The organism is Rhodococcus sp. PvR099, from assembly GCF_017833315.1.
GTDB lineage: Bacteria > Actinomycetota > Actinomycetes > Mycobacteriales > Mycobacteriaceae > Rhodococcus_G > Rhodococcus_G oryzae.
Map to the genome: position 1 here is coordinate 1,936,474 of NZ_JAFIBV010000001.1, position 26,027 is coordinate 1,962,500.

20 protein-coding genes and 2 rRNA genes (1 of these 22 running past the window's edge) are annotated in these 26,027 nt (G+C 69.1%); 11 read left to right on the forward strand and 11 right to left on the reverse strand.

Annotation, left to right across the window (positions count from 1 at the left end; all coding sequences use genetic code 11):
* Window positions 1-30: 30 nt before the first annotated feature.
* Window positions 31-366, reverse strand: coding sequence for an ATP-dependent Clp protease adapter ClpS (clpS, locus tag JOE46_RS08890; protein WP_077043788.1), 336 nt, complete (start codon window positions 364-366; stop codon window positions 31-33).
* 96 nt (window positions 367-462) lie between these two features.
* Between clpS and JOE46_RS08895 the strand changes: the two genes are divergently transcribed.
* Genes JOE46_RS08895 through JOE46_RS08905 form a run of 3 tightly spaced genes read left to right on the forward strand, consistent with a single transcriptional unit; the run spans window position 463 to window position 4,468 of the window.
* On the forward strand, window positions 463-1,791 hold the full coding sequence (locus JOE46_RS08895; protein ID WP_209926942.1) for a nicotinate phosphoribosyltransferase: 1,329 nt from the start codon (window positions 463-465) through the stop codon (window positions 1,789-1,791).
* 9 nt (window positions 1,792-1,800) lie between these two features.
* A complete protein-coding gene (locus tag JOE46_RS08900; RefSeq protein ID WP_209926943.1) occupies window positions 1,801-2,409 on the forward strand; it encodes an isochorismatase family protein in 609 nt (202 codons plus the stop codon).
* Window positions 2,410-2,434: 25 nt separating this feature from the next.
* Window positions 2,435-4,468 carry an ATP-dependent DNA helicase gene (locus JOE46_RS08905; protein WP_097211514.1) on the forward strand — a complete coding sequence of 678 codons (2,034 nt, stop codon included), beginning with the start codon at window positions 2,435-2,437 and terminating at the stop codon, window positions 4,466-4,468.
* Window positions 4,469-4,474: 6 nt separating this feature from the next.
* On the opposite strand, the gene JOE46_RS08910 is transcribed toward JOE46_RS08905, so the two are convergent.
* The 3 genes from JOE46_RS08910 to glgP form a co-directional block, all read right to left on the reverse strand.
* A complete protein-coding gene (locus JOE46_RS08910; RefSeq protein ID WP_097211563.1) occupies window positions 4,475-5,797 on the reverse strand; it encodes a diacylglycerol kinase family protein in 1,323 nt (440 codons plus the stop codon).
* A gap of 1 nt (window position 5,798) precedes the next feature.
* Window positions 5,799-7,208, reverse strand: coding sequence for a DUF2252 domain-containing protein (locus tag JOE46_RS08915; protein ID WP_373560247.1), 1,410 nt, complete (start codon window positions 7,206-7,208; stop codon window positions 5,799-5,801).
* An 80-nt stretch (window positions 7,209-7,288) separates the two neighbouring features.
* Window positions 7,289-9,877, reverse strand: coding sequence for an alpha-glucan family phosphorylase (glgP, locus tag JOE46_RS08920; protein WP_209926944.1), 2,589 nt, complete (start codon window positions 9,875-9,877; stop codon window positions 7,289-7,291).
* A 97-nt stretch (window positions 9,878-9,974) separates the two neighbouring features.
* On the opposite strand from glgP, the gene JOE46_RS08925 reads away from it, so the two are divergent.
* Genes JOE46_RS08925 through JOE46_RS08935 form a run of 3 tightly spaced genes read left to right on the forward strand, consistent with a single transcriptional unit; the run spans window position 9,975 to window position 15,615 of the window.
* Complete coding sequence (locus JOE46_RS08925; RefSeq protein WP_097211516.1) at window positions 9,975-11,981, forward strand: alpha-1,4-glucan--maltose-1-phosphate maltosyltransferase; 2,007 nt, start codon at window positions 9,975-9,977, stop codon at window positions 11,979-11,981.
* Window positions 11,978-14,182 carry a 1,4-alpha-glucan branching protein GlgB gene (gene glgB / locus JOE46_RS08930; RefSeq protein ID WP_097211517.1) on the forward strand — a complete coding sequence of 735 codons (2,205 nt, stop codon included), beginning with the start codon at window positions 11,978-11,980 and terminating at the stop codon, window positions 14,180-14,182. Before JOE46_RS08925 ends, glgB begins: the two co-directional genes overlap by 4 nt.
* Complete coding sequence (locus JOE46_RS08935) at window positions 14,182-15,615, forward strand: metallopeptidase (RefSeq protein ID WP_280923542.1); 1,434 nt, start codon at window positions 14,182-14,184, stop codon at window positions 15,613-15,615. Before glgB ends, JOE46_RS08935 begins: the two co-directional genes overlap by 1 nt.
* A gap of 69 nt (window positions 15,616-15,684) precedes the next feature.
* Here JOE46_RS08935 and JOE46_RS08940 read toward each other — a convergent pair whose 3' ends face one another.
* The 3 genes from JOE46_RS08940 to JOE46_RS08950 all read right to left on the reverse strand — a co-directional run bounded on the left by JOE46_RS08940 (window position 15,685) and on the right by JOE46_RS08950 (window position 18,297).
* A complete protein-coding gene (locus JOE46_RS08940) occupies window positions 15,685-16,572 on the reverse strand; it encodes a tetratricopeptide repeat protein (RefSeq protein ID WP_209929022.1) in 888 nt (295 codons plus the stop codon).
* Between the two features lie 83 nt (window positions 16,573-16,655).
* Window positions 16,656-17,018 (reverse strand): DUF3817 domain-containing protein, encoded by a 363-nt coding sequence (locus JOE46_RS08945; protein ID WP_374102887.1) that lies wholly within the window; start codon window positions 17,016-17,018, stop codon window positions 16,656-16,658.
* Window positions 17,019-17,103: 85 nt separating this feature from the next.
* Window positions 17,104-18,297 (reverse strand): acetyl-CoA C-acetyltransferase, encoded by a 1,194-nt coding sequence (locus tag JOE46_RS08950; RefSeq protein ID WP_209926946.1) that lies wholly within the window; start codon window positions 18,295-18,297, stop codon window positions 17,104-17,106.
* 90 nt (window positions 18,298-18,387) lie between these two features.
* On the opposite strand from JOE46_RS08950, the gene mce reads away from it, so the two are divergent.
* On the forward strand, window positions 18,388-18,867 hold the full coding sequence (gene mce, locus JOE46_RS08955) for a methylmalonyl-CoA epimerase (protein ID WP_209926947.1): 480 nt from the start codon (window positions 18,388-18,390) through the stop codon (window positions 18,865-18,867).
* 83 nt (window positions 18,868-18,950) lie between these two features.
* Complete coding sequence (locus JOE46_RS08960; protein ID WP_245220995.1) at window positions 18,951-19,916, forward strand: hypothetical protein; 966 nt, start codon at window positions 18,951-18,953, stop codon at window positions 19,914-19,916.
* Here JOE46_RS08960 and JOE46_RS08965 read toward each other — a convergent pair.
* Both JOE46_RS08965 and nucS read right to left on the reverse strand, forming a co-directional pair.
* Window positions 19,897-20,199 carry an ATP/GTP-binding protein gene (locus JOE46_RS08965; protein WP_097211522.1) on the reverse strand — a complete coding sequence of 101 codons (303 nt, stop codon included), beginning with the start codon at window positions 20,197-20,199 and terminating at the stop codon, window positions 19,897-19,899. The genes JOE46_RS08960 and JOE46_RS08965 overlap by 20 nt on opposite strands.
* Before the next feature lie 20 nt (window positions 20,200-20,219).
* Window positions 20,220-20,894, reverse strand: a complete 675-nt coding sequence (nucS, locus tag JOE46_RS08970) for an endonuclease NucS (protein WP_209926950.1) — start codon at window positions 20,892-20,894, stop codon at window positions 20,220-20,222.
* A 93-nt stretch (window positions 20,895-20,987) separates the two neighbouring features.
* On the opposite strand from nucS, the gene JOE46_RS08975 reads away from it, so the two are divergent.
* From JOE46_RS08975 to JOE46_RS08985, 3 genes are read left to right on the forward strand one after another with little or no spacing between them, the layout of a single operon-like run.
* The gene (locus JOE46_RS08975) at window positions 20,988-22,547 is read left to right on the forward strand and encodes an adenylate/guanylate cyclase domain-containing protein (protein WP_209926960.1); all 1,560 of its coding nucleotides are present in this window, start codon (window positions 20,988-20,990) and stop codon (window positions 22,545-22,547) included.
* Between the two features lie 53 nt (window positions 22,548-22,600).
* Window positions 22,601-22,963, forward strand: a complete 363-nt coding sequence (locus JOE46_RS08980) for an MmcQ/YjbR family DNA-binding protein (protein ID WP_209926962.1) — start codon at window positions 22,601-22,603, stop codon at window positions 22,961-22,963.
* Window positions 22,964-22,987: 24 nt separating this feature from the next.
* Entirely contained in the window at window positions 22,988-23,299 is a 312-nt protein-coding gene (locus JOE46_RS08985; RefSeq protein ID WP_097211566.1) for an antibiotic biosynthesis monooxygenase, read from the forward strand.
* Window positions 23,300-23,584: 285 nt separating this feature from the next.
* On the opposite strand, the gene rrf is transcribed toward JOE46_RS08985, so the two are convergent.
* Window positions 23,585-23,701, reverse strand: a 5S ribosomal RNA gene (gene rrf / locus JOE46_RS08990).
* Window positions 23,702-23,829: 128 nt separating this feature from the next.
* Window positions 23,830-26,027 (reverse strand): 23S ribosomal RNA (locus JOE46_RS08995); it runs 935 nt beyond the window's last position.

Sequence of the window (26,027 nt, forward strand, 5' to 3'; positions counted from 1 at the left end):
CCTTTCAGGATCGGTGGTCGGGGATCTCCGCTAGCTGTCGCGCTGCATCGTCGCCCACAGGCCTGCCTGGTGGAGACGGTTCACATCGTGCTCCATCTTGTCGCGGGATCCGGACGACACGACGGCTTTGCCCTCCTTGTGGACCTGCATCATCAGGTCGGTGGCCCTCGCCTTGCTGTAGCCGAACAGCTTCTGGAAGATGAAGGTCACGTAGTGCATGAGGTTCACGGGGTCGTCCCAGACGACGGTCACCCAGGGCTTGTCCTCCGCTTCCAGGATCTCCTCGACCTCGGATTCGGCTGGCGTGACCTGCGGCGACGCTGCGGGCATCCTCGCCATGGGAATAGTTGTCGGGCACTGGGCCATGACTCCAGAGTACGACGTGCTCAGGAAAGAGAAAACCTCCGAACGCAGGACGGGCACGTCCGCGCATCACGGGTCCGCGACTCGTAAGGTGGGCGCGTGACGAACAACGCCTCGGACTGGTCCCAGCCGAAGACGAGCACCGCGCTGCTCACCGACCAGTACGAGCTGACGATGCTCTCGGCCGCGCTCGGCGACGGTTCGGCGCACCGCCGCTGCAGCTTCGAGGTCTTCGCGCGCAGGCTGCCCGCCGGGCGCCGGTACGGCGTCGTCGCCGGCATCGGCCGGTTGCTCGACGCGCTGCCCCGCTTCCGGTTCGGTGAGCCGGAGCTGGCCGTCGTGTCCGAGTTCCTGAACGAGCAGACGGTGGACTGGCTGCGGAACTACCGCTTCTCCGGCGACATCGACGGCTACCGGGAGGGCGAGCTGTACTTCCCTGGCTCGCCGATCCTCTCGGTGCGCGGCACCTTCGCCGAATGCGTGCTCCTCGAGACGTTGACGCTCTCGATCCTCAACCACGACAGCGCGATCGCCTCCGCCGCCGCACGCATGGTCAGCGCCGCTGCCGGCAGGCGGATGATCGAGATGGGCTCGCGGCGCGCCCACGAGGAATCGGCCGTGGCCTGCTCCCGCGCGGCGTACCTGGCCGGGTTCACCGCGACCTCGAACCTGGAGGCAGTCCGCCGCTACGGCGTGCCTGGCGCGGGGACCAGCGCGCACGCGTTCACGCTGCTGCACAACACTGTCGCCGGCCCGGACGAGGCGGCCGCGTTCCGCGGTCAGGTCGCGGCGCTCGGACTGGGCACCACCCTGCTGGTGGACACCTACGACATCACCGAGGGCGTCAAGACCGCCATCGCCGTCGCCGGGCCGGAGCTCGGCGGCGTGCGGATCGACTCGGGCGATCTCGGCGTGTGGGCCCGCCAGGTGCGCGCGCAGCTCGACGACCTGGGCGCGACGAAGACGAAGATCGTGGTGTCCGGCGATCTGGACGAGTACGCGATCGCGGCGCTGCGGGCCGAACCGGTGGACACTTATGGGGTGGGCACCGCGCTGGTCACCGGCTCGGGCGCACCCACGGCGGGCATGGTCTACAAGCTGGTGGAGGTGGAGGGCATCCCGGTGGCCAAGCGCAGCAGCCACAAGGAGTCGCGCGGCGGGACCAAGCGCGTGCTCCGTTTCGCCCGGCCCACCGGGACCGCGGTCGAGGAGGTCGCGTTCCCGGCCGACGCGCCCGCGCCCGAGAGCGGCGGTCTGATCGCGCACGACCTGCTGGTCCCGATGGTGCGGGGCGGCGAGGTGGTGACGGGTCTGCCCACCCTGGACGAGGGCCGCGACCTGCTCGCCCAGCGGCTCGTCAGCCTGCCGTGGGAGGGACTCAAGCTGTCCCAGGGCGATCCCGCGATCCCCACCCGGTTCGTGGGCTAGGTGACTGCGATGAACCCCACCGACTCCCCCGCCGCCCCGAAGCGGGCGCTGATCGTCGTCGACGTGCAGAACGACTTCTGCGAGGGCGGCTCGCTGGCCGTCGCGGGCGGCGCGGCGGTTGCGGCCGACATCTCCTCCTTGCTCGGCTCCACCGCGGCAGGTGAGTACGACGCGATCGTCGCCACCAGGGACTTCCACGTCGACCCGGGCGCGCACTTCTCCGACGAACCCGACTACGTGGACAGCTGGCCGCCACACTGCCGGGCCGGGACGCGAGGTGCCGGGTTCCATCCCGCCCTCGACCTGCGATCGGTCGAGGAGGTGTTCTCCAAGGGCGCCCACTCGGCCGCCTACTCGGGCTTCGAGGGCTCGGCGGCGTCTGGGCGGTCCCTGGCGGACTGGCTGCGTGACCGCGAGATCGCCGCCGTCGACGTGGTCGGCATCGCCACCGACCACTGCGTCCGCGCGACCGCGCTCGACGCGGCGCGCGAGGGCTTCGAGACCAGGGTGCTGCTGCGGTACACGGCCGCGGTGTCCCCCGACTCCGTGCCGTCGGTGCTCGAGCGGCTCCGCGGCGCGGGCGTCACCCCGGTGGGTCAGGTCGCTGCGGCGAACTGACGGCGGCGCCGAGTAGCCTTGGTCGGTGCCTGAACTCCCCAACGTGCCCGACCTGCTCTCCGTGGCGGTGCAGGCGTTGGGCGGCGCCGAACGCACCAACCAGCTGACCATGGCGTCGGCGGTCGCGCACGCCATCGACACCGGCGAGCACCTCGCCGTGCAGGCGGGCACCGGTACCGGCAAGTCGCTCGCCTACCTGGTGCCCAGCATCCGGCACGCCGTCGAGAGCGGGCGCACCGTGGTCATCTCCACCGCCACCATCGCGCTGCAACGCCAGCTCGTCGACCGCGACCTGCCGCGCCTGTCCGATGCCCTCGCGGGCGCGCTGGGCAGGCGGCCGGAGTTCGCGATCCTCAAGGGCCGCAACAACTACCTGTGCCTGAACAAGATCCACACCGGGGCATCAGAAGACACTGCGGAGTCGGCCGAGCTGTTCGACGCGTTCGCGATCTCCCGGCTCGGCCGCGAGGTGCAGCGGCTGACCAAGTGGTCATCCGACACCGAGACCGGCGACCGGGACGAGCTGGTGCCCGGCGTGAGCGATCAGTCGTGGCGCCAGGTGAGCGTCACCTCGCGCGAGTGCCTTGGCAAGTCGAGCTGCCCCGTCGGCGAGGACTGCTTCGCGGAGCGGGCGCGGGCCGAGGCCTCGAAGGTCGACGTGGTGGTCACCAACCACGCGATGCTCGCGATCGACGCGATCACCGGCATCGCCGTCCTGCCCGAGCACGACGTGGTGGTGATCGACGAGGCACACGAACTGGTCGACCGGGTGACGGGGGTGGCCACCGCCGAGCTGGCGCCGTCGACCATCAGCGCCGCCGCGCGCAGGTGCGTCAAGCTCGTCGAGGAGCAGGACGCGGACCGGTTCGAGGCCTCGGCGGAGGGCTGGGACGCGGTGCTCGAGGAGCTGCATGCCGGCCGCTGGGAAGGACTGCCCGACGGCGCGGGCCACGCGCTGGCCGCCGTCCGAGATGCGGCCTGGGCGGTGCGCACGGCGATCGGGCCTGCGCGGCCGGGGATGAACGCCACCGACCCCGAGGCGGCCGCCGCCCGCAACGCCGCGCTCGCGGCCGTCGACGAGGTGCACGACAACGCCGTCCGCGTGCTCACCGCGTTCGACGAACCGGACCCGGCCAAGCGCCGCGACGTGGTCTGGCTCGCCGACGAGGAGCGGCGGGGCAAGCTCGTCCGGATGGCGCCGCTGTCGGTCGGCGGGCTGCTGCGCTCGCGGCTGTTCGCGGAGTCGACCGTGGTGCTCACCTCCGCGACCCTGACGGTCGGCGGATCGTTCGACGGGCTCGCGGTGAACTGGGGCCTGCCCGCCGAGTCCGGCACCCGCGTCGATCCGGCGATGGCGACCGGCACCGAGGCGCCCGCGGACGAGGCCGCCATCCGGTGGAATTCGCTCGACGTCGGCTCGCCGTTCGACCACGCCAAGGCGGGCATCCTCTACGTCGCCAAGCACCTGCCCGCCCCCGGCCGGGACGGGCTGGCACCGAGCTATCTCGACGAGATCGCCGAACTGGTGACCGCGGCCGGTGGCCGCACCCTCGGGCTGTTCTCCTCGATGCGCGCCGCGAAGGCCGCCGCCGAGGTCATGCGCAAGCGCCTCGACACCCCGGTGCTGTGCCAGGGCGACGACGCCACCGGGCAGCTGGTCCGCGCGTTCGCCGAGGACGAGGCCACCTCGCTGTTCGGCACGCTGTCGCTGTGGCAGGGCGTGGACGTGCCCGGCCCGTCGCTGAGCCTGGTGATCCTGGACCGGATCCCGTTCCCGCGGCCAGACGATCCGCTGCTGGTGGCCCGCCAGCGCGCGGTCGAGTCCCGCGGTGGCAACGGCTTCCTCTCGGTGGCGGGCAATCACGCCGCGCTGCTGCTGGCGCAGGGCGTGGGTCGGCTGCTGCGCAGCGTCGACGACCGCGGCGTGATCGCGATGCTGGACTCCCGGCTCGCGACGGCCCGCTACGGCGGCTACCTTCGCGCCTCGCTGCCGCCGTTCTGGGAGACCTCCGATCCCGAGGTCGTGCGCAAGGCGCTCGCCAGGCTGACGGCGGGCTGAGCCCCGCTACCTCGGCCGGTGTGCCCACCCGGCCAGCGCGCGTAGCCGAACCCAGTCGACCGCGACCTTGAACGGCGGCACCCCAGGGCGGTCCCTCGGCAGCCGCACCCGCAACGCCCCCGGCCTGATGGTGCACCGCACCGGCGTGGCGAGCATGAGCGATTCGCCGTCGACGCCGACCGGTATCGCCGGCGCATCGGCATCGACGGTCACCTCGCGGACCGTGTGCTGGGTCATGCCGCGTTCGTGCGCACGGTTGAGCAACCCGACGGCCTGGCGCGCGCCATCCACCGCCACGGTCACGACCCCGAGCACGCCGCGGTCCAGTCGCGCCCGTCGGCCAAGACCCGCGAGGTCACTGGTCTGATAGGGGCCGTTGCTCACCAGTACCGCCTGGGGACCCTCAACCGTGAGGCCGCCGGTTCGGGCGATCAGCCTCGCCCCCGCGCTCCCGCCCAGCAGGTCCGGCAGCATGCGGAGCACGGTCCCGGTCTTGTCGTCCCGGTACGCCGGACTCTGCACCACCTCGGCGTACACCCCGAACGAGGCGTTGTTGACGAAGGTGCGCCCGGCGATCTCCCCGAGGTCGACGCGGACCTCGACGCCGTCCCGCAACGCCTCGATGCCGGCGGCCGGGTCGTCGCGATCGAGCCCGAGATCCAGCGCGAAGTGGTTGCGGGTGCCCGCGCTGATCACCAGGAACGGTAGGTCGTGTTCGGCCGCGACCCCTGCGACGAGGGCCTGGGTCCCGTCCCCGCCCGCCACCCCGAGCAGGTCGGCACCCCTGCGCACCGCGTCGCGGGCCAACGCCTCCACGTCGATGGTGTCCGGTCCTTCGAGCAGGGCGACCTCCGCGCCGAGCTCCTCGGCCTTGCGCTGCAGCCCGAACCTGGCCACCTTGCCGCCACCCGAGTGCGGATTCATCACCAGAAAGGGCTGCCGGGGCGGCGGGACGCTGCGCTCGTCCATCGCGGACTCGGCGCGCTCGGCCTCGAGGGCGGTGCGGGCGCACAGGGCCGCGAGGAGCACGAGCACGTACGAGACCACCACCACCCACAGCAGGTTCGCGCTGACGAACGCGGACAGGACCGCGATCGGGACGAGCACGGCCACACCCAGCCAGATCCACCGTGGCACACCGCGATGGGTGAGGAACCAGTACAGGGCCGCCACCATCACCACGACCCCGCCGATGCCCGCGGCCAGCAGCACCAGCGTGCTCAGCAGGCCCGCTGCCACGATCGGGACCACGGCCGCGGCCACGGCGGCCGCGAAGGCCGCCCGCGCCCACCAGCGCCGACTCCGGTCCGGATCGTCGTGCCCCGCCATCTCAGAGTCCGGACCGCGCCGCGACCCGCCCACCGGCGATCGCCTCGAGTAACGCCGCGTGATCGTGCGCGGTCTGAGCGGCGTAGGACTGTGCGAACGCTGCGATTGCCTCGTCGAACTCGGTGCTGGACCCGAGGTACTCGGCGATCGCGATCCGGTCGCCCGACCTGGCGTGCGCATAGGCAAGCGCACGGCCGCACAGGCGCCCGTAGAGCGTCATCCCCGTCGGCGTCATCGCCTCGATCACCGCTGACCCCTTGCCATCTCGCAACTGCCGCAGATAGTAGTCGCGCCGCACGCCGTCCACTCCGATGCCCTGCTGCCACCCCAGGAAGATGTCGCTGGCGGCCTGCATCAGCCGCTGACCGTGGACCACCCGCTCGCCCTCGTTCTCGAACGAGGGCCCCTCGAGGTAATCCGACAACACGGACGGCACCGCCTCCTTGGCCTGCAGGAACAGCGGGTCCTCGTCATCCACGCCGCGGAACAGGATGATCCAGCATCGCGTCCCGACGCTGCCGACCCCGACCACCTTGCGCGCCACCTGGACCAGCTCGAACTGCTCGAGCGGCACCCGGCGATCCCACTGCAGCGTCGAGCGGTAATCGCTCAGACGCTGGCGCAGTTCGCGATTCAACTCGTCGGCATCGGCGTCGGCGAAGACCTCCTCGATCGGGACCAGCAGGGGCGGATTGCTGAGGATCTTCCGTCTGCCGTCGACCACCGTGGTCAGCTTCCCCAGCGCCTGGACGCTGTCGCGGTTCCACGACTTCTCCAGCGTCTTGCGCATCCGCTTGCTCGACGACGAGTCCAGTTGATCGGCCAGTTCAACGAGCTCCTCGGTGGGTTCGATGTGGGAGTACCACACCGCCAGGGTGCCCCGCTCCGCCTGGAGCGCCATCGTCTCCCGGTACTCGGCGGCACACCCCCTTGCGATCCTGGCCCGCTGTTTGGTGCCGAACCCGGTGTCCCGCGACGCGACCTCGAGGCTGGCGACCAGGCGCTTGACGTCCCACTCGAAGGGACCGGGATAGGTCTCGTCGAAGTCGTTGATGTCGAACGCCAGCCTGCGCTCCGGCGTCGCGTAGATCCCGAAATTGCTCAGGTGCGCGTCCCCGCACAGGTGAGTGTTCAGTCCCGAGGACGGGGCGCGCGAGAGGTCGTCCGCCATGACGAGGGCGGAGCCACGGAAGAAGGCGAACGCCGAGGTCGCCATCCGCCCGTATCGAACCGGGACGAGCTGCGGGATGCGGGCCGCCGCCTGGGTCTCGAGCAGGCCGACCGGATCACGCTCGGCGCCGGGGTGGTGCTCCGCGAGTGAAGCGAACGGCGTCTCCCGGCGCGCGGCGCGACCTCGCTCCGCGCGCTCGGCCCTGCTCGGGTGTGCACCCGATTCCGCTGCCGGCGCCACGACTTCGATTGTCCACCCCGCGGGCCGTCCCCACGTCGGGTTCGCGCGCATCCGTGGCCGGTGGCGGCGCCGCGGTCCGCCTACAGGTGCGGCACCGCCAGCAGGCCCGGTTCGGCGTCGGAGGCAAGCAACGGGTGGTGTGGCAGCACCCGCACCGTGTAGCCGACCGCCCCGGAGTGCGGGACCGTGGTGTCGGCGACGAACAGCTCGCCGAGCTCGTCCGAACCCGCGTGCCGCATCGGCACGGTGACCACATCGCTCAGTTCCTCGTCAGCCCCCACCCGGCCGAGCACCGCCTGCACGGTGACCTCGGCGACGGCGAGACCGGCGAGCCGCACGTACGCGCGCAGCGACAGGTCCGCACCGATCACCGGGGTGTCCGGCAGCCCGGAGCTGTCGACCTGAACCACCTGCACGTCGGGCCAGGCCGCCTCGACGCGGCCGCGGTACTCCGCGATCTGCCGCGCCGCCGCGAAACCGTCCGCGACCACGGCCCGCGCGGACCGGGCGGCAGGTGCGTAGTAGTCGACGGCGTAGTCGCGAACCATCCTCGACGCCAACACCTTCGGGCCCAGGTGCTGCAGGGTGTGGCGGACCATCTGCACCCAGCGGGCAGGCACCCCGTCCGCGTCGCGGTCGTAGAACTTCGGCAGCACCGACCGCTCCAGCAGCCCGTACATCGCGCCCGCCTCGAGGTCGTCGCGGCGCACCTCGTCGGTCACGCCGTCCGCGGTGGGGATCTCCCAGCCGTTCTCGCCGTCGAACATCTCGTCCCACCAGCCGTCGCGGATGGACAGGTTCAGCCCGCCGTTGAGCGCCGACTTCATCCCCGACGTGCCGCAGGCCTCCAGCGGCCGCAGCGGGTTGTTCAGCCACACGTCGCAGCCCCAGTACAGGTACCGAGCCATGGACATGTCGTAGTCGGGCAGGAACACGATCCGGTGCCGGACATCGGCCTCGTCCGCGAAGCGCACCACCTGCTGGATCAGCGCCTTGCCGCCCTCGTCGGCCGGGTGGCTCTTGCCCGCCACCACCAGCTGCACCGGCCGGTCGGGGTCGAGCAGCATCGCCCGCAGCCGGTCCGGATCACGCAGCATCAGGGTCAGCCGCTTGTAGGTCGGGACCCGGCGGGCAAAGCCGACGGTCAGCACCTCGGGATCGAAAACACCCGAAACCCAACCGAGTTCGGCGTCGGTGGCGCCGCGCTCGAGCCACGATGCCCGCACCCTCCTGCGGACCTCCTGCACCAGCTGCTCGCGCAGCGTGTTGCGGGTCGACCACAGGTCGGCGGGCGCGATCTCCTGTAGCCGCTCCCAGCCGCGCGCCTCCTCGACCAGCTCGGGTCCCACCGCGCGGCGGGCCAGGTCCATCCATTCCCTCGCGGCCCAGGTCGGGGCGTGCACGCCGTTGGTCACCGAGCCGATCGGGACCTCGGCGGCATCGAATCCCGGCCACAGGCCGTTGAACATCTCCCGGCTGACGATCCCGTGCAGCTTCGAGACGCCGTTGGCACGCTGACCCAGCCGCAGTCCCATGTGGGCCATGTTGAACACCGACGGGTCGTTCTCGCGGCCGAGGTCGATGATCCGGTCCACCGTCAGACCGGGCAGCAGGGCGGACTCGTTCTCGCCGCCGACCCCACCGAAGTAGTGCCGGACGAGATCGGCGGGGAACCGGTCGATGCCCGCGGGCACCGGGGTGTGCGTGGTGAACACGGTGGCCGCCCGCACCGCGGCGAGCGCGGAGTCGAAGTCCAGGCCGGACCCGGTGATCAGCTCCCGAATCCGTTCCACCCCGAGGAAACCCGCGTGGCCCTCGTTCATGTGGAAGACCTCGGGATCGGCGAGCCCGAGCGAATGGGTGTACGCGCGCACCGCGCGCACTCCGCCGATGCCTGCGAGGATCTCCTGCTTGATCCGATGGTCCTGGTCGCCGCCGTACAGCCGGTCGGTCACCCCGCGCAGCTCCGGGTCGTTCTCTGCGATGTCGGAGTCGAGCAGCAACAGCGGAACCCGCCCCACCTGGGCGATCCACACCCGGGCCCGGAGCACCCGGTTGCCCGGCATCGCGACCCGCAACAGCACCGGCGCCCCCGAGTCGGGCTCGGTGAGCAGCCGCAGCGGCAGGCCCTGCGGGTCAAGCGAGGGATAGTGCTCCGCCTGCCAGCCGTCGGCCGTCAGCGACTGACGGAAGTAGCCGGACCGGTAGAGGAGGCCGACACCGATCAGCGGAACCCCGAGGTCCGAGGCGGCCTTGAGGTGGTCGCCTGCCAGGATCCCGAGCCCGCCCGAGTAGTTCGGGAGCACCTCGCTGACGCCGAACTCCATTGAGAAGTAGGCGATCCCGCCGGCCAGGTCGGCGCCCTTCGCCTGCTGGTTCTGGTACCAGCGCGGTTGGCCGAGGTAGGTGTCCAGGTCCTGCTCGAGCCGGTCGAGCTCGGCGACGAAGTCGTCGTCGACCGCCAGTTCGTCCAGGCGGGCGGGCGAGACCTCGCCGAGCATCCGGATCGGGTCGTGGCGGACCTGCGTCCACAGCGCGGGGTCCATCCGGCCGAACAGATCCTGGGTCTCGGGATGCCAGGACCAGCGCAGGTTCGTCGACAGCTGCTCGAGGGCGGCCAGCCTGGCGGGGAGGTGGGCACGGACGGTGAACCGACGCAAGGCTTTCACCCTGCGAAGACTACCCATTCCGGCCGCCGGGGGCGTGTTGCGCGGGACGCGAGATTCGGCCAGCGCTTCCCGTACAACTACCCGTAAGGTCTAATCCATGACCGGGCGGATAGGCATCGACGACGTCGCCCCCGAGATCTCGGGGGGACGCCACCCCGCGAAGGCGGTCGTCGGCGAGACCTTCCCGGTGTCGGCGACGGTGTGGCGCGAGGGGCACGACGCGGTTGCGGCGACCCTCGCCGTGCGCGGGCCGGAGTCGAACACCACCATTCGGATCCCGATGTCCCCCGGCCCGTTACCGGACACATTCGCGGCCGTGTTCACGCCCACGAGCGTCGGGGCGTGGAGCTTCCGGGTCGAGGGCTGGGGCGATCCGGTCTCCACCTGGCGGCACAATGTGGAGGCCAAGCTGTCGGTCGGTCAGGGCGCCGCCGATCTGGCCAACGATCTCGAGATCGGCGCCCGCCTGTTCGAGCGGGCCGCCAAGGCGGTGCCGCGCGGGGACCGCCCGCGATGCGCCGCGGTCGCCGACGCACTGCGCAGCGATCAGCAGCTACCCGCCCGGGTCGCTCCCGCCTTCGCGGCCGACATCGCCGAGCTGCTGCGGGCGTACCCGCTGCGGGACCTCGTCACCAAGGGCCGCACCATCCCGGTGTGGGTCGACCGCAAGCGCGCGCTCGTCGGCGCCTGGTACGAGTTCTTCCCCCGCTCGACCGGCGGCCGTGCCCCCGACGGCACGCCCAGGCACGGCACCTTCGCGACGGCGGCGGACGACCTCCCGCGCATCGCCGCGATGGGCTTCGACGTGGTCTACCTGCCCCCGATCCACCCGATCGGCCGGGTGAACCGCAAGGGCCCGAACAACTCGCTGACGCCGGGGCCCGACGATGTCGGATCGCCGTGGGCGATCGGCGCGGAGGAGGGCGGCCACGACGCCGTGCACCCCCGCCTCGGCACCATCAAGGACTTCAGGAACTTCGTCGCAAGGGCCCGCCGGCTGCGGCTCGAGGTCGCGCTCGACCTCGCCCTGCAGTGCGCGCCCGATCACCCGTGGGCGCAGCAGCATCCGGAGTGGTTCACGGTGTTGCCCGACGACACCATCGCCTACGCCGAGAACCCGCCGAAGAAGTACCAGGACATCTACCCGGTCAACTTCGACGACGACCCCGAGGGCATCTACGCCGAGGTGCTGCGGGTGGTGCGGTTCTGGATCAAGAACGGTGTCAAGATCTTTCGGGTCGACAATCCGCACACCAAGCCACCGGACTTCTGGGAGTGGCTGATCGCGGAGGTGAAGCGTTCCGATCCGGACGTGCTGTTCCTCTCCGAGGCCTTCACCCGGCCCGCCCGGATGTACGGCCTGGCCAAGCGCGGGTTCACCCAGTCCTACACCTACTTCACCTGGCGGGTGAACAAGCACGAACTCACCGAGTTCGGACTGGAGATCGCCGCCAAGGCCGACGAGGCCAGGCCCAACCTGTTCGTCAACACGCCGGACATCCTGCACGAGAGCCTGCAGCAGGGGGGCCCCGGCATGTTCGCGCTGCGCGCCGCACTGGCCGCGACCCTGTCGCCGACCTGGGGCGTCTACTCCGGATACGAACTGTACGAACATGTTCCGCTGCGACCGGGCAGCGAGGAGTACCTCGACTCCGAGAAGTACGAGCTGCGCCCCCGCGACTTCGACGGCGCCCGCGCCCGCCGTGAGTCGCTGGAGCCCTGGCTGGCGACCCTGAACCGGATCCGCCGCGCCCACCCCGCGCTGCAACAGCTGCGCAACATCACCTTCCACCACACCGACAGCGACGCGCTGATCGCGTATTCGAAGTTCGACCCGACCACCGGCGACGCCGTGCTCACGATCGTGAACCTCAACCCGTACGGGGCGGAGCAGGGCACCATCTGGCTCGACATGCCCGCTCTCGGGCGCGACTGGCACGACCACCTGACCGTTCTCGACGAGGTCAGCGGCGAGCAGTACCACTGGGGCCAGGCCAATTTCATCCGACTCGAACCCTGGCGCGCGGTCGCCCACATCCTCGCGTTGCCCGCCGTTCCCTACCCCGCGCGGCTACCCCTCGCCCACCGCGCACCACGCACATGAGCGCGGATCGGGTCGCACAGGTCGCGGCGCCCCCACCCGCCGACCTCGCCCGGCTCGCCGAGGGAACCCACCACAACCCGCACGCCGTCCTCGGTGCGCACGCGCATCCCGGCGGCACCGTGATCCGGGCGCTGCGCCCCCACGCGGGCGAGGTGTCGGCCCGCATCGGGGGCGTCGACCACCCCCTGCAGCCGGTCTCCGACGGGTTGTTCAGCGCGGTCGTTCCCGTCAAGGACCTCATCGACTACCGGCTGGTGGTCGAGTATCCCGGCGGACACACCGTCGTCTCCGCGGACGGGTACCGGTTCCTGCCGACCCTCGGTGAACTCGACCTGCACCTGTTCGGCGAGGGCCGACACGAACGGCTGTGGGAGATCCTCGGCGCGCACCCGCGGAGGTACACGACCCCGGACGGGGAGGTGGCAGGCACCTCATTCGCGGTGTGGGCGCCCTCGGCGCGCGGCGTCACGGTGATCGGCGACTTCGACGGCTGGGGCGGGCAGACCGCGCCGATGCGCATGCTCGGGTCCAGCGGGGTCTGGGAGCTGTTCGTCCCCGGCGTCGGGCCAGGCGACCTGTACAAGTTCCGGGTGCACGGCAGCGACGGCTCCGTCCGGGAGAAGGCCGACCCGATGGCGTTCGCCACCGAGGTGCCGCCGCGCACGGCCTCCGTGGTCGGCGTGAGCACGCACCGGTGGGCCGACGCCGAATGGATGGCCGTCCGCGCGCGCACCGACCCGAACCTGGCCCCGATGAGCGTGTACGAGGTGCACCTGGGGTCCTGGCGGCCCGGCCTGAGCTATCTCGAACTCGCCGACCAGCTGTCCGCCTATGTCGTCGAGCAGGGCTTCACCCATGTCGAACTGCTCCCGGTGGCCGAGCACCCGTACGGCGGATCCTGGGGCTACCAGGTCACCTCCTACTACGCCCCGACCGCCCGCTTCGGCTCCCCTGACGACTTCCGGGCCTTCGTCGACCAGATGCACCTCGCAGGCGTCGGTGTGATCGTCGACTGGGTGCCCGCGCACTTCCCGAAGGACGACTGGGCGCTGGCCCGGTTCGACGGCGGCCCGCTCTACGAGCACGCCGATCCCCACCGTGGCGAGCAATTGGACTGGGGCACCTACGTCTTCGACTTCGGGCGGCGGGAGGTGCGCAATTTCCTCGTCGCCAACGCGCTGTTCTGGATCGAGGAGTTCCACATCGACGGGCTGCGCGTGGACGCGGTCGCCTCGATGCTCTACCTCGACTACTCGCGACCCGAGGGCGGCTGGACACCGAACATCCACGGTGGGCGGGAGAACCTGGAGGCCGTGGCGTTCCTGCAGGAGATGAACGCGACCGTGCACCGGCAGCACCGCGGCGTGGTCACCATCGCGGAGGAGTCCACCGCGTGGCCGGGCGTCACCCGCACCACCAACGTCGGCGGCCTCGGCTTCAGCATGAAGTGGAACATGGGCTGGATGCACGATACCCTCGGCTACCTCGGCCGGGACCCGGTGCACCGCAGCTTCCACCACCACGAGATCACGTTCTCGCTGATGTACGCCTGGAGCGAGTGCTACCTGCTGCCGATCAGCCACGACGAGGTGGTGCACGGCAAGGGCACGCTGTGGACCCGGATGCCGGGCGACGACTTCGCCAAGGCCGCCGGTCTGCGCACCCTGCTGGCCTACATGTGGTCGCACCCCGGCAAGCAGCTGCTGTTCATGGGGCAGGAATACGGCCAGCGCACCGAGTGGTCGGAGGAGCGCGGGCTCGACTGGCATCAGCTCGACGAGGGATTCGTCGGCGAGCTGCACCGCGGGATCCTGGCGCTGGTGCGCGATCTCAACGCCACCTACCGACGCCACCCGGCGCTGTGGACGCTCGACAACTCCCCCGGCGGCTATTCCTGGATCGACGCGAACGACACCGAGAACAACGTGCTCAGCTACCTGCGGTACGGGTCCGACGGGTCGATCGTGGCGTGCCTGTTCAACTTCTCCGGCTCGGCCCACTCGGAATACCGGGTCGGCCTGCCCGAGCCCGGCCGGTGGGTCGAGATCCTCAACACCGATGCCGACGCCTATCGCGGCGCCGGGATGGGTAACTTCGGAGCTGTGAGCGCCACCCTGCAGCCCTGGCACGGGCGACCCGCATCGGCGTCGGTCGCGCTGCCCAAGAACGGTGCCATCTGGCTGAGCCTGGAGCGTGGCTGATGCGCCGCCACCGATCCGTGCTCGCGGTCGCCTCGCTCGTCACCCTCGCCGCGCTCGTCGCGGGCTGCTCCGGGGCGATCGACGGACGCGCCGTGTCGATCTACGACAATCCCTTCACGGTGGCGGGGCTGCCCGCGACCTCCGGCCCCAGCGGCCCCCGCGAGGGCGTGCCCGACGCCCAGCTCCCGGTTCGCGGCGCGGACGGCTCGGCGGCCGACGTGCTGGCCACCAATGCCGTGGACGACATCGCGGCCTTCTGGCAGTCCGAGTACCCCCGGGTGTTCGGCGGCGACTTCAGGCCCGTCACCGACCTGCTCTCCTGGGACCCGGACGCGGATCGGGCGCAGGCCCCCACGTTCTGCGGCGACAACACCCACGGATTCGCCAACGCCGGCTACTGCACGCGCGACGGCTCCATCGGCTGGGACCGCACCGTGCTGCTGCCCTCGCTCATCGAGACCTTCGGCCCGATGTCCGTGGTGATGGTCATGGCCCACGAGTACGGGCACGCGGTCCAGTACGGCTCGGGGCTCGCTGGCGACGACGACCTCACGCTGGTGCTCGAGCAGCAGGCGGACTGCTTCGCCGGGGCCTACATGCGGCACGTCGCGCAGGGCGACTCCCGGCACTTCACCCTCAACACCTCCGACGGGCTCAACTCGGTGATGGCGGCGATGGTCGCGGTGCGCGACAGCGACCCGAACGACCCGGAATCGGTGCACGGCTCGGCATTCGAGCGGATCACCGCGTTCCAGATCGGCTTCACGGACGGCGCCAAGTCCTGCACGAAGATCGACGAGACCGACGTGCTGTCGCGGCAGGCCGAGCTGCCCCAGCAGTTCACCACCGAGAGTGACACCGGCGAGATGCCGGTCACCGAGGAGTCCGTGCAGCTGACGGTGGACTCGCTGCAGGCGCTGTTCGACCTGCCGCGGAAGCCGGCCGTCGACTTCGCGGGGGCGGACACCGGGTGTCCGGACGCGGAGACCACGCAACCGGTCTCCTACTGCCCGGCGACGAACACGATCGGCGTCTCGATGCCCGAGCTGGTCGAGCGCGGCACCCCGAACCCGGAGTCGGGGGACGAGTTCGACGCCGACGTGCGCGGCGACTTCGGCGCCTATGTCCTGGTGGCCTCGCGCTTCACGCTGGCCGCGCAGGCGCATGCCGAGAAGTCGCTGACCGAGGCCAAGACCGCGGTGCGGGCGGCCTGCCTGTCCGGCGCGTGGACCGCGGCGACCGCCGTGGGCGAGGCGGGTGGGCTGACCCTGTCCCCCGGCGACCTCGACGAGGCGGTGTCCGGGCTGCTGAACGACGGGCTGATGGCCAGCGACGTGAACGGGAACACCGTGCCGAGCGGGTTCGCCCGGGTGGACGCCTTCCGCTCGGGAGTCCTCGGCGGCGAACAGGCCTGCGAGAACCGCTACGGGTGATGCGGCTCCTTCGCCTGTGCGCGAGTCTCACCCCGATCAGGGTGAGACTCGCGCACAGGCGCGTAGTGCCTAGTAGAGGGCGGACGCGAGCTTGCGACGAGCGGCGATGACGATCGGATCGGCGGGGTCGAACAGCTCGAACAGCTCGAGCAGTCGGGTCCGAGCGGAGTTGCGGTCGTCGCCCGCGGTGCGGCGGATCGTCTCGATGAGACGGGCGAAGGCCGCCTCGGGCTGCTGGCTGTAGAGCTCCATGTCGGCCGCGTCGAGCTGGGCGGCCACGTCGGCGGGCTCGGCGTCGGCCCGCGCGACGGCGTCGGGGTCGAGGTCCTGCACGCGGGCGATGAACCGGACCTGCCGGATCGCACCGAGCGCCTGCACGTTCGCGGGCTCCGCGTCGAGGATCACCTGATATGCGGCCTCGGCGCCAGCCAGGTCACCCTCGCTCAGTGCGGTCTCCGCCGCGACGAACCGCGGATCCTCGGGCTCCTCCTGCTCGCCCTCAGCCTCGGACTGCGGCGGGCCGGAGAGCTTGCCCGCGGTCGCCTGCAGCACGGCGTCGATCCACTGTCCGAGTTGCGGCTCATCGCCGTCGAAGTCCGCAAGCGGACGTCCGGCCGCGACCGCGACGACGGCGGGCAGCGCCTGCACGCCGAACGCCTGCGCGATCCGGGGATCGCTGTCGACGTTCACCCGGGCGAGCACCCACGACCCGTTGCCCGCCACGGCGAGCGAGTCCAGGGCCGGGGAGAACACCGCGCTGGCAGGCATCGATGCCGCGTACAGCTCGACGACGACGGGAACCTGGGTCGAGCGGGCGAGCACCTCGGCCTCGAAATTGGCCTCGGTCACCTCGACGACCGCCGCGGACGCGGCACTCACGCCGTTCGCGGTCGGCGGGCCTGCGGGCGCGGCCTGCGCTCGTTCCTTGAGGGCGGACAGATCCACCGCGCCGGTCATGGCGGCGGCCGCCGCGGCCGATGGACGTGAGGGTGGGCGGGAACCGGGTCGAGTCACATGTTCAGTTTGTCACGATCGACGGCTCAGCTCAGCGCGGGTGCCGGTTCCTTGGCGCTCTCGGCCGAGAGCTCGGCGAGACGGCCGGTGCGCACGGCCCATGCCTCGAACACGATCGTGCCGAACGGCGGGACGCTCGCGACCAGCGCCAAGAACGTGGTGACCAGCGACCACGAGAGCTTCTTCGCCGTGACGATGGCCACCAGGACGTACAGCACGAACACCGCACCGTGGATCGGCCCGAAGACCTTCACGCCGATCTCGTTGCCGTCTGCGGGCAGGTACTTGAAGGCCATGCCGATCAGCAGGCCGAGCCAGGTGATCGCCTCCAGGACCGCCACGAAACGGAAGCGCTTGGCCCACGTGCTGAGATCGAAGATGTTCGCCATGGGCCCCATTGTGCCCGACGCACTACGACGCCCCGTAGTTGAGGCCGTCCACCTCGACCACGGGGCGTCGCGGCGCCGCCCTCGGCTACTGCTTGGGAACCCGGATGATCAGGGCGTCACCCTGACCGCCGCCGCCGCACAGCGCGGCCGCACCGACGCCACCGCCGCGACGGCCCAGCTCGAGCGCCAGGTGCAGCGCGATCCGCGCGCCCGACATCCCCAGCGGATGCCCGATCGCGATCGCCCCACCGTTCACGTTGACCTTCGACTCGTCGAGTCCCAGTTCCTTGGTCGAGGCGATGCCGACGGCGGCGAACGCCTCGTTGATCTCCACCAGGTCCAGATCCTTCGGGTCGATGCCCTCACGCTCGCAGGCCTTCGCGATCGCGCGCGCCGGCTGCGACTGGAGCGTCGAGTCGGGGCCGGCCACCACACCGTGCGCGCCGATCTCGGCGATCCAGCTCAGGCCCAGCTCCTGCGCCTTGGCCTTGCTCATCACGACCACCGCGGCGGCGCCGTCGGAGATCTGCGAGGCCGAGCCCGCGGTGACGGTGCCGTCCTTGCTGAACGCGGGTCGCAGCGTGCCCAGCGATTCGACGGTGGTGTCGGCGCGGATGCCCTCGTCCTCGGCGAACACGACCGGCTCGCCCCTGCGCCGCGGGATCGACACGGGCACGACCTCCGCCTCGAAGAGCCCGTCCTTCCAGGCCCGCGCCGCGTTCTGGTGCGACGCGGCCGCGAAGGCGTCCTGCGCCTGACGGCTGATCAGCTGGTCGTCGGCCTGGTTGCGCTGCTCGGTCAGGTTGCCCATCGGCTGGTCGGTGAAGATGTCGTGCAGGCCGTCGTAGGCCATGTGGTCGCGCAGGGTCACATCGCCGTACTTGAAGCCCTCACGGCTCTTCTCCAGCATGTGCGGCGCCCGCGACATGGACTCCTGACCGCCCGCGACCACGACGTCGAACTCCCCTGCCCGGATCAGCTGGTCGGCCAGCGCGATCGCGTCGACACCCGAGAGACACACCTTGTTGATCGACAGGGCGGGCACATCCATCGGGATGCCCGCCGCGACGGCCGCCTGGCGTGCGGGCATCTGACCGGCGCCCGCGGTCAGCACCTGGCCCATGATCACGTACTCGACGGCCTCGGGCGCCACGCCCGCCTTCTCCAGTGCACCCTTGATCGCGATTCCACCCAGATCGGATCCCGAGAAATCCTTGAGCGAGCCGAGCAAACGGCCAACCGGGGTCCGCGCTCCGGCGACGATGACTGAACTGCTCACGGCTTCCTCCAACGATCAACACGGGTGGTCAGCGACCAAAAGTCACATCCCAAAGAGAACTACAAAGACGGTAGCGCTACCGTCATCGACATGACGAACTCCGCCCCCAACGCCGCCGCGCCCGTACTCGCTTCAGACCTGGTGACGGCCATCGACCACGTCGGCATCGCGGTGCCCGATCTCGACGCCGCCATCGCCTGGTACGGCGAGCACCTCGGCCTCGTGTCCACGCACGAAGAGGTCAACGAGGAGCAGGGCGTGCGCGAGGCCATGATGTCCGTGCCCGGCAGCCCGGCAGGCGCCACCGCGATCCAGCTGCTCGCCCCGCTCAACGACGACTCGACCATCGCCAAGTTCATCGCGCGCAGCGGCCCCGGCCTGCAGCAGCTCGCCTACCGGGTCAGCGACCTCGACGCGATCTCCGAGCGCCTGCGCGCGGGCGGCGTCCGGCTGCTCTACGATGCCCCTCGCCGCGGCACCGCGGACTCGCGGATCAACTTCCTGCACCCCAAGGATGCGGGCGGCGTGCTGGTCGAGCTGGTCGAGCCGGCCGCGGACCCGGCACACTGATACTGCGCCACCCCCTTTTCAGCACAGTGGTTCGCCCGAGCGCATAGACCACATCACCACCGGAGCGACGGTAAGTTATGACCATGCCCAACGAGATCCAATTGCCCTTCAACATCGTGCGGAAGGGCTACGACCGCGACGAGGTACGCAACTACTTCGAGCGCTTCGACGCGGAACTCCGGGTCACCGCGACCGATCGTGATGCGGCGGCGGCGCAAGCCCGGGACCTCGCCCAGCAGTTGGAGGACGCCCGCGACGAGATCGACGACCTGCGCAAGGACGTCGACCGCCTGTCCGTTCCGCCGACGACCGCGGAGGGCATGAGCGAGCGCATCTCCCGGATGCTCCGCCTCGCCTCCGATGAGGCCTCGGAAGTACGGGCCACGGCCCAGTCCGAAGCCGCCGAGTTGGTGTCCATCGCCGAGCAGGACGGCGCCGCGCTGCGCGGCAAGTACGAGGGCCTGCTCGCCGAGCTCGAGGATCGCAGGAACGCCATGGAGGTCGAGCACACGCAGACCATGGCGACCGCGCGCACCGAGGCCGCCCGTCTCGTCGAGAAGGCGCAGTCCGAGGTCGCTCACCTCCAGACCGAGTCCGAGGCGCGGCGCAACGAGGTCCAGCAGGACTTCGAGATCACCATGAGCGAGCGCCGCACCAAGGTCGTCAGCGCGGTCAACGAGCTCGAGGCCACCAGCAAGGCCGAGGCCGAGCGCAGGCTCACGGACGCCACCAACGAGGCCCGAAGGCGACTGCAGACCGCGACCGAGCAGGCCGAGAAGCGGATCGCCCACGCGAAGGAGCTCGCCGAGGAGCTTCGCGTGCTCCGCGGCCGGGTCCTGGCTCAGCTCCTGGGAATTCGGGGACAGCTCGATTCGGTGCCCGCCATGCTCGCCTCCGTCAACCGCGAGGGCGAACTGCTCGACGGCGTCGGCGACTCCGCCGCACGGAACACCCCGGCCGAGAACGAGGACACCGACGGAGACGACGCACCCGAGGCGTCGGAGAAGTCGGAGAAGTCCGAGGAGTCGGTCAAGACCAACGTCGGGTGATCCCCCGCGACCCGCGCCCGTTCCAGCACCCGGTGTGCCAGTGCCTGCGTTCCTCGGCCCCGCCGAGTTCGTCCGCAGGCCAGGCCACCAGGTGCGGGACACCGGGCCGGATCTCGTGATCACAGCCGGGGCAGCGATAGGTCTTGGTGGCGCGCGACCCCGGCACCGGGCGCACCAGATACCGCTCGTCGTCGTATCCCGCAGGCCCCGAATCGATCCGCGACTCCCTGCCGCCGGCCGGCGCCGGCCGCTCGGTCCGGTGCCGCTGATTCCGTCTGGGCATGACTACAGCCTAGGTTTCGATCAGAACAGCCGGAACTCGGTGCTCTCGGTCCCCCGCAGTTTGTCGTAATCGAGTGTCAGGCAGCGGATCCCGCGATCCTCGGCGAGGGTCCGCGCCTGGGGCTTGATCTGCTGCGCGGCGAACACCCCGGTCACGGGTGCGAGCAGCGGATCGCGGTTCATCAGTTCCAGGTAGCGGGTCAGCTGTTCGACACCGTCGATCTCGCCGCGGCGCTTGATCTCCACGGCGACAGACGCACCGTCCGCGTCCCGCACGAGCAGGTCCACCGGACCGATCGCCGTCATGTACTCACGCCGAACCAGGGTGTAGCCCGAACCGAGGGTCTCGACGTGCTCGGCCAGCAGTTCCTGCAGGTGCGCCTCGACCCCGTCCTTGATCAGGCCCGGGTCGACGCCGAGTTCGTGCGAGGAGTCGTGCTCGACCTCGTGGATCGTGATCCGCAGCTCCTCGCCGGCCTTGTTGGTCACGACCCACAGCTGGGTGCCCTCCTCGCCGTCGTTCTCGACGAGCCAGCACGGCGGGCTCATCCAGTTCAGCGGCTTGTACGCACGGTCGTCCGCATGGATGCTCACCGAACCGTCGGATTTGACCAGCAGGAGCCTGCGCGCCTTCGGCAGGTGTGCAGTGAGTCGTCCGACGTAGTCGACATGGCAGCTGGCAATCACGAGGCGCACTCGGAACACCCTAGAGCACCCATCGGTGCGCGCCGGTGACCCGCCACGCCACGCCGGGTCACCGGGTGGTCAACCCATTACGCTGGAGCGACCATGCCGCTCCCGTTCCGCTCGATCGCGCCGCTGGGCTCGCGGCTGCTCGGCGCCCCGGAAGAGAGCGCGCGCCATCGCAGGATCCGCGTCCAGGTGCTGCTGACCGCAAGCCTGGTGCTGTCCAACCTGATCGGTGCGCTCGTGGTCGGCGCCCTGATCACCGTGGTCGTGCCCGGCCCGAGCCTCTACGACCTCGACTACCTGGTCGTCAACGCGGTGATCGGGCCGGTCTACATCACCCTGGCCGTCGCGGTCGGGGTGCTGTGGGGCACCCTCCGCGCCACGAAGGACCTGCGGTGGGCCATCGAGAACCGGGAGCCGACCCGGGGGGAGGCCGCTGCGGCGCTCGCGATGCCGTGGCGCCTGACCCGGATGCAGGCCCTGCTGTGGACCATCGGGTTCGTCCTCTTCACGCTCAGCTACGGGCTCATCGAGCCGGATTCCATCCCCAAGGTCGCCTTCACCATCGCCATGGGCGGGGTGACGGTCTGCGCGTTCAGCTACCTGCTCAGCGAGTTCTCGCTGCGTCCCGCGGCCGCGCGCGCCCTCGAGGCGGGTGACCCGCGCCGGGTGCGCATCGCAGGCGTGACGGGCCGCAACATGCTGGCCTGGACCCTGGGCACCGGCGTGCCGGTCGCGGGCCTGATGCTGATCGCAGTCTTCAGCTTCATCCGCCCCGAACACGTTGACGTGGAGCAGCTCGCGGTCTCCATCCTCGCGCTCGGCGCCATCACCCTGATCTTCGGGCTGGCGCTGACCCTGCTCGGGGTGGGAGCCACCGTCGCGCCGATTCGCGCGGTCCGGGCAGCCATGGTGCGGGTCGAACACGGCGAGCTCGACACGCAGGTGGTGGTCTACGACGGCACCGAGCTCGGCGAGCTGCAGAGTGGTTTCAACCGGATGGCGGAGGGCCTGCGCGAGCGTGAGCGGATCCAGGAGCTCTTCGGACGGCACGTGGGACACGAGGTGGCCGAGGCCGCCATCAAGCGCAATCCCGAGCTCGGCGGCGAGGAGCGCGAGATCGCGGTGTTCTTCATCGACCTGGTCGGGTCCACCGAGCTCGCGGCATCCCGTCCCCCCAAGGAGGTCGTCGACCTGCTCAACCGCTTCTTCGATGTCGTGGTCGACGAGGTGGACCGGCACGGGGGCCTGATCAACAAGTTCGAGGGCGACGCCGCGCTCGCGATCTTCGGGGCGCCCGTCGAGATCCAGGACCCCGCGGGCAGCGCGCTCGCCGCCGCCCGCGCGATCCGGTCCCGGCTCATCGTCGAGGTGCCGGACTGCAGCGCCGCGATCGGCGTCGCGGCTGGCACCGCCGTCGCGGGAAACATCGGCGCCCGCAAGCGTTTCGAGTACACGGTCATCGGGGATCCGGTGAACGAGGCGGCCCGGCTGTCCGAGCTGGCCAAGACGATCGACGGCGCGCTCGTCGCCTCCGATCGCGCCGTCCAGAGGGCCGGGACCGACGAGTCCCGGCACTGGGAGCTCGGCGACTCCGTGATCCTCCGCGGGCGCAATGTCGCCACCTGCCTGGCCACCCCCGCCCGCCGAGCGCCGTAGCGAGGCTCCCCCGCCCGCGCTCGACTGTCGGCGGGCTCTGGTACATGTGGGGCATGGGTGTGACTGTCGACGAGTTCCTGACAATGCTGGACACGCTGCCCGAAACCGAGCAGAGCGGCGGGGGCGGCGGCAGCTGGGTTTCGCTCAAGGTCAACGGCAAGGGCTTCGGCTATGTCTGGGAGAAGACGGAGACTGTGGGGCTCAAGACGACGCTCGACGAGCAGATCGCGCTGGTGTCCGAGCGCCCCGACGTCTTCGAGGTCCAGTTCACCACCAACCAGTTCGGGTGGGTCGTGGTGCAGCTGGGGAAGATCGAACCCGACGAGCTGCTGGAACTGGTCACCGAGGCCTGGTGCCTGACCGCACCCAAGCGTCTCGTCGAAGCACACGAATTCGGAAGTCTCTACGACGACTAGCCACGCACCTGCGAGGATGCGGTGGTGATCCTCGAACATGCCCTCCTGCAGGTGAAGTCCGGTCGCAGCGCCGAATTCGAGGCCGCCTTCGGTCGGGCCGAGCAGATCATCGCCAGCATGGCCGGGTTCCGCACGCTGTCGCTCTCACGCTGCCTGGAACGTCCCGGCACGTACCTGCTGCTGGTCGAGTGGGACAGCCTGGAAGACCACGTCGAGGGCTTCAGGAAGTCGCCGCAGTACGCGCAGTGGCGCTCGCTGCTGCACGACTTCTACGACCCCTTCCCGACCGTCGAGCACTACGAGCAGGTCGACTTCGCCGATCCCACCACCAGCTGAGCCGTCGAGTGTGCAGTTTGGGGTACCTCCCTGCACGAAGTGCTTGGGGGACGGGGCATCGCCCGAGAAGACGCGCCGGTAAGTGCACACTCGGCCGGCCCGGTGCTGGTGTCGAGTGTGCAGTTGTCGGGGCATCGGCCGAGTAGGTATGTCGGTAGGTGCACACTCGGCGAGTGGCCGGGGGCGGTGGCCGGCGGGGCGTGTGTGTGTTTCTGCCCCGGATATGCGAAATGCCGCGCATCGCAGTCTCTTTCGAGTCTGTGATGCGAGGCATTCGCAATTTATGTTCGGCGGTGTCCTACTCTCCCACACCCTGTCGAGTGCAGTACCATCGGCGCTGGAGGGCTTAGCTTCCGGGTTCGGAATGGGGCCGGGCGTTTCCCCTCCGCTATGGCCGCCGTAACTCTGTGAAATTTTCACACGGAACACGGTCAAAACCCAAATCGATATCAATCTCATTGGATTCGTTCCGGTTCTTGAAACAAAACGTGTGTTGTTTCAGATACCGCACAGTGGACGCGTAGCTTCTTTGTGGTAAGTCCTCGGCCTATTAGTACCAGTCACCTGCACACGTTACCGTGCTTCCAGTTCTGGCCTATCAACCCGGTGGTCTGCCGGGGGCCTTACCCCCTCAAGGGGGTGAGAAACCTCATCTTGGAACAGGCTTCCCGCTTAGATGCTTTCAGCGGTTATCCCTTCCGAACGTAGCTAACCAGCGGTGCTCCTGGTGGAACAACTGGCACACCAGAGGTTCGTCCGTCCCGGTCCTCTCGTACTAGGGACAGCCTTCCTCAAGTTTCTAACGCGCGCGGCGGATAGAGACCGAACTGTCTCACGACGTTCTAAACCCAGCTCGCGTGCCGCTTTAATGGGCGAACAGCCCAACCCTTGGGACCTACTCCAGCCCCAGGATGCGACGAGCCGACATCGAGGTGCCAAACCATCCCGTCGATATGGACTCTTGGGGAAGATCAGCCTGTTATCCCCGGGGTACCTTTTATCCGTTGAGCGACACCGCTTCCACTTGCCGGTGCCGGATCACTAGTCCCGACTTTCGTCCCTGCTCGACCTGTCAGTCTCACAGTCAAGCTCCCTTGTGCACTTGCACTCAACACCTGATTGCCAACCAGGCTGAGGGAACCTTTGGGCGCCTCCGTTACATTTTGGGAGGCAACCGCCCCAGTTAAACTACCCACCAGGCACTGTCCCTGAACCAGATCATGGTCCGAGGTTAGATGTCCAATACGATCAGAGTGGTATTTCAACAATGACTCCACGAACACTGGCGTGCCCGCTTCACAGTCTCCCACCTATCCTACACAAACCGAACCGAACACCAATACCAAGCTATAGTGAAGGTCCCGGGGTCTTTTCGTCCTGCCGCGCGTAACGAGCATCTTTACTCGTAATGCAATTTCGCCGAGTCTATGGTTGAGACAGCTGAGAAGTCGTTACGCCATTCGTGCAGGTCGGAACTTACCCGACAAGGAATTTCGCTACCTTAGGATGGTTATAGTTACCACCGCCGTTTACTGGGGCTTAAATTCTCAGCTTCGCTCCGAAAAGCTAACCGGTCCTCTTAACCTTCCAGCACCGGGCAGGCGTCAGTCCGTATACATCGTCTTACGACTTCGCACGGACCTGTGTTTTTAGTAAACAGTCGCTTCTCACTGGTCTCTGCGGCCCCACCCAGCTCACGGAGTAAATCCGATCACCAGACGAGGCCCCCCTTCTCCCGAAGTTACGGGGGCATTTTGCCGAGTTCCTTAACCATAGTTATCTCGATCGCCTTAGTATTCTCTACCTGACCACCTGTGTCGGTTTGGGGTACGGGCCGTGTAAAAGCTCGCTAGAGGCTTTTCTCGGCAGCATAGGATCACTGAATTCGCCTCAATCGGCTATGCATCACGTCTCAGGATATGTGTGGCACGGATTTGCCTATGCCACTCCCTACACGCTTACACCAGTATTACCACTGACTGGCTCAGCTACCTTCCTGCGTCACCCCATCGCTTGGCTACTACCAGATCAGGTCCCGCGCATCCCCCGACCATGATCCCGAAGGAACATTAGCCGGCTTCAGGGCGGTTAGTATCACTGATTCACCATGGGCGCGTTTACACGGGTACGGGAATATCAACCCGTTGTCCATCGACTACGCCTGTCGGCCTCGCCTTAGGTCCCGACTCACCCTGGGCGGATTAACCTGGCCCAGGAACCCTTGGTCATTCGGCGGAAGAGTTTCTCACTCTTCTTTCGCTACTCATGCCTGCATTCTCACTCGTGCAGCCTCCACGCCTGGATCACTCCGACGCTTCCATGGCTGCACGACGCTCCCCTACCCATCCATACCACTGCCCAAGTCCCCGCAGGAACAAGGAGGTGTATTGCATGAATGCCGCAGCTTCGGTGGTGTACTTGAGCCCCGCTACATTGTCGGCGCAGGATCACTTGACCAGTGAGCTATTACGCACTCTTTCAAGGGTGGCTGCTTCTAAGCCAACCTCCTGGTTGTCTTCGCGACCCCACATCCTTTTCCACTTAGTACACGCTTAGGGACCTTAGCTGGCGATCTGGGCTGTTTCCCTCTCGACTACGAACCTTATCGCCCGCAGTCTCACTGCCGCGCTCTCACTCACCGGCATTCGGAGTTTGGCTGATTTCGGTAAGCTTGTGGGCCCCCTAGACCATCCAGTAGCTCTACCTCCGGTGAGAAACACGCGACGCT

Bases quoted from the DNA above. Each gene is read 5' to 3' on its own strand.
- JOE46_RS08945 (WP_374102887.1), bottom strand. From the start codon at position 17,018: ATGGCGAACATCTTCGATCTCAGCACGTGGGCCAAGCGCTTCCGTTTC.
- mce (WP_209926947.1), top strand. From the start codon at position 18,388: ATGACGAACTCCGCCCCCAACGCCGCCGCGCCCGTACTCGCTTCAGAC.
- JOE46_RS08900 (WP_209926943.1), top strand. From the start codon at position 1,801: ATGAACCCCACCGACTCCCCCGCCGCCCCGAAGCGGGCGCTGATCGTC.
- JOE46_RS08980 (WP_209926962.1), top strand. From the start codon at position 22,601: ATGGGTGTGACTGTCGACGAGTTCCTGACAATGCTGGACACGCTGCCC.
- JOE46_RS08960 (WP_245220995.1), top strand. From the start codon at position 18,951: ATGCCCAACGAGATCCAATTGCCCTTCAACATCGTGCGGAAGGGCTAC.
- JOE46_RS08935 (WP_280923542.1), top strand. From the start codon at position 14,182: ATGCGCCGCCACCGATCCGTGCTCGCGGTCGCCTCGCTCGTCACCCTC.
- JOE46_RS08910 (WP_097211563.1), bottom strand. From the start codon at position 5,797: ATGGCGGGGCACGACGATCCGGACCGGAGTCGGCGCTGGTGGGCGCGG.
- JOE46_RS08975 (WP_209926960.1), top strand. From the start codon at position 20,988: ATGCCGCTCCCGTTCCGCTCGATCGCGCCGCTGGGCTCGCGGCTGCTC.
- clpS (WP_077043788.1), bottom strand. From the start codon at position 366: ATGGCCCAGTGCCCGACAACTATTCCCATGGCGAGGATGCCCGCAGCG.
- glgB (WP_097211517.1), top strand. From the start codon at position 11,978: ATGAGCGCGGATCGGGTCGCACAGGTCGCGGCGCCCCCACCCGCCGAC.
- JOE46_RS08940 (WP_209929022.1), bottom strand. From the start codon at position 16,572: ATGACCGGCGCGGTGGATCTGTCCGCCCTCAAGGAACGAGCGCAGGCC.
- JOE46_RS08925 (WP_097211516.1), top strand. From the start codon at position 9,975: ATGACCGGGCGGATAGGCATCGACGACGTCGCCCCCGAGATCTCGGGG.
- JOE46_RS08965 (WP_097211522.1), bottom strand. From the start codon at position 20,199: ATGCCCAGACGGAATCAGCGGCACCGGACCGAGCGGCCGGCGCCGGCC.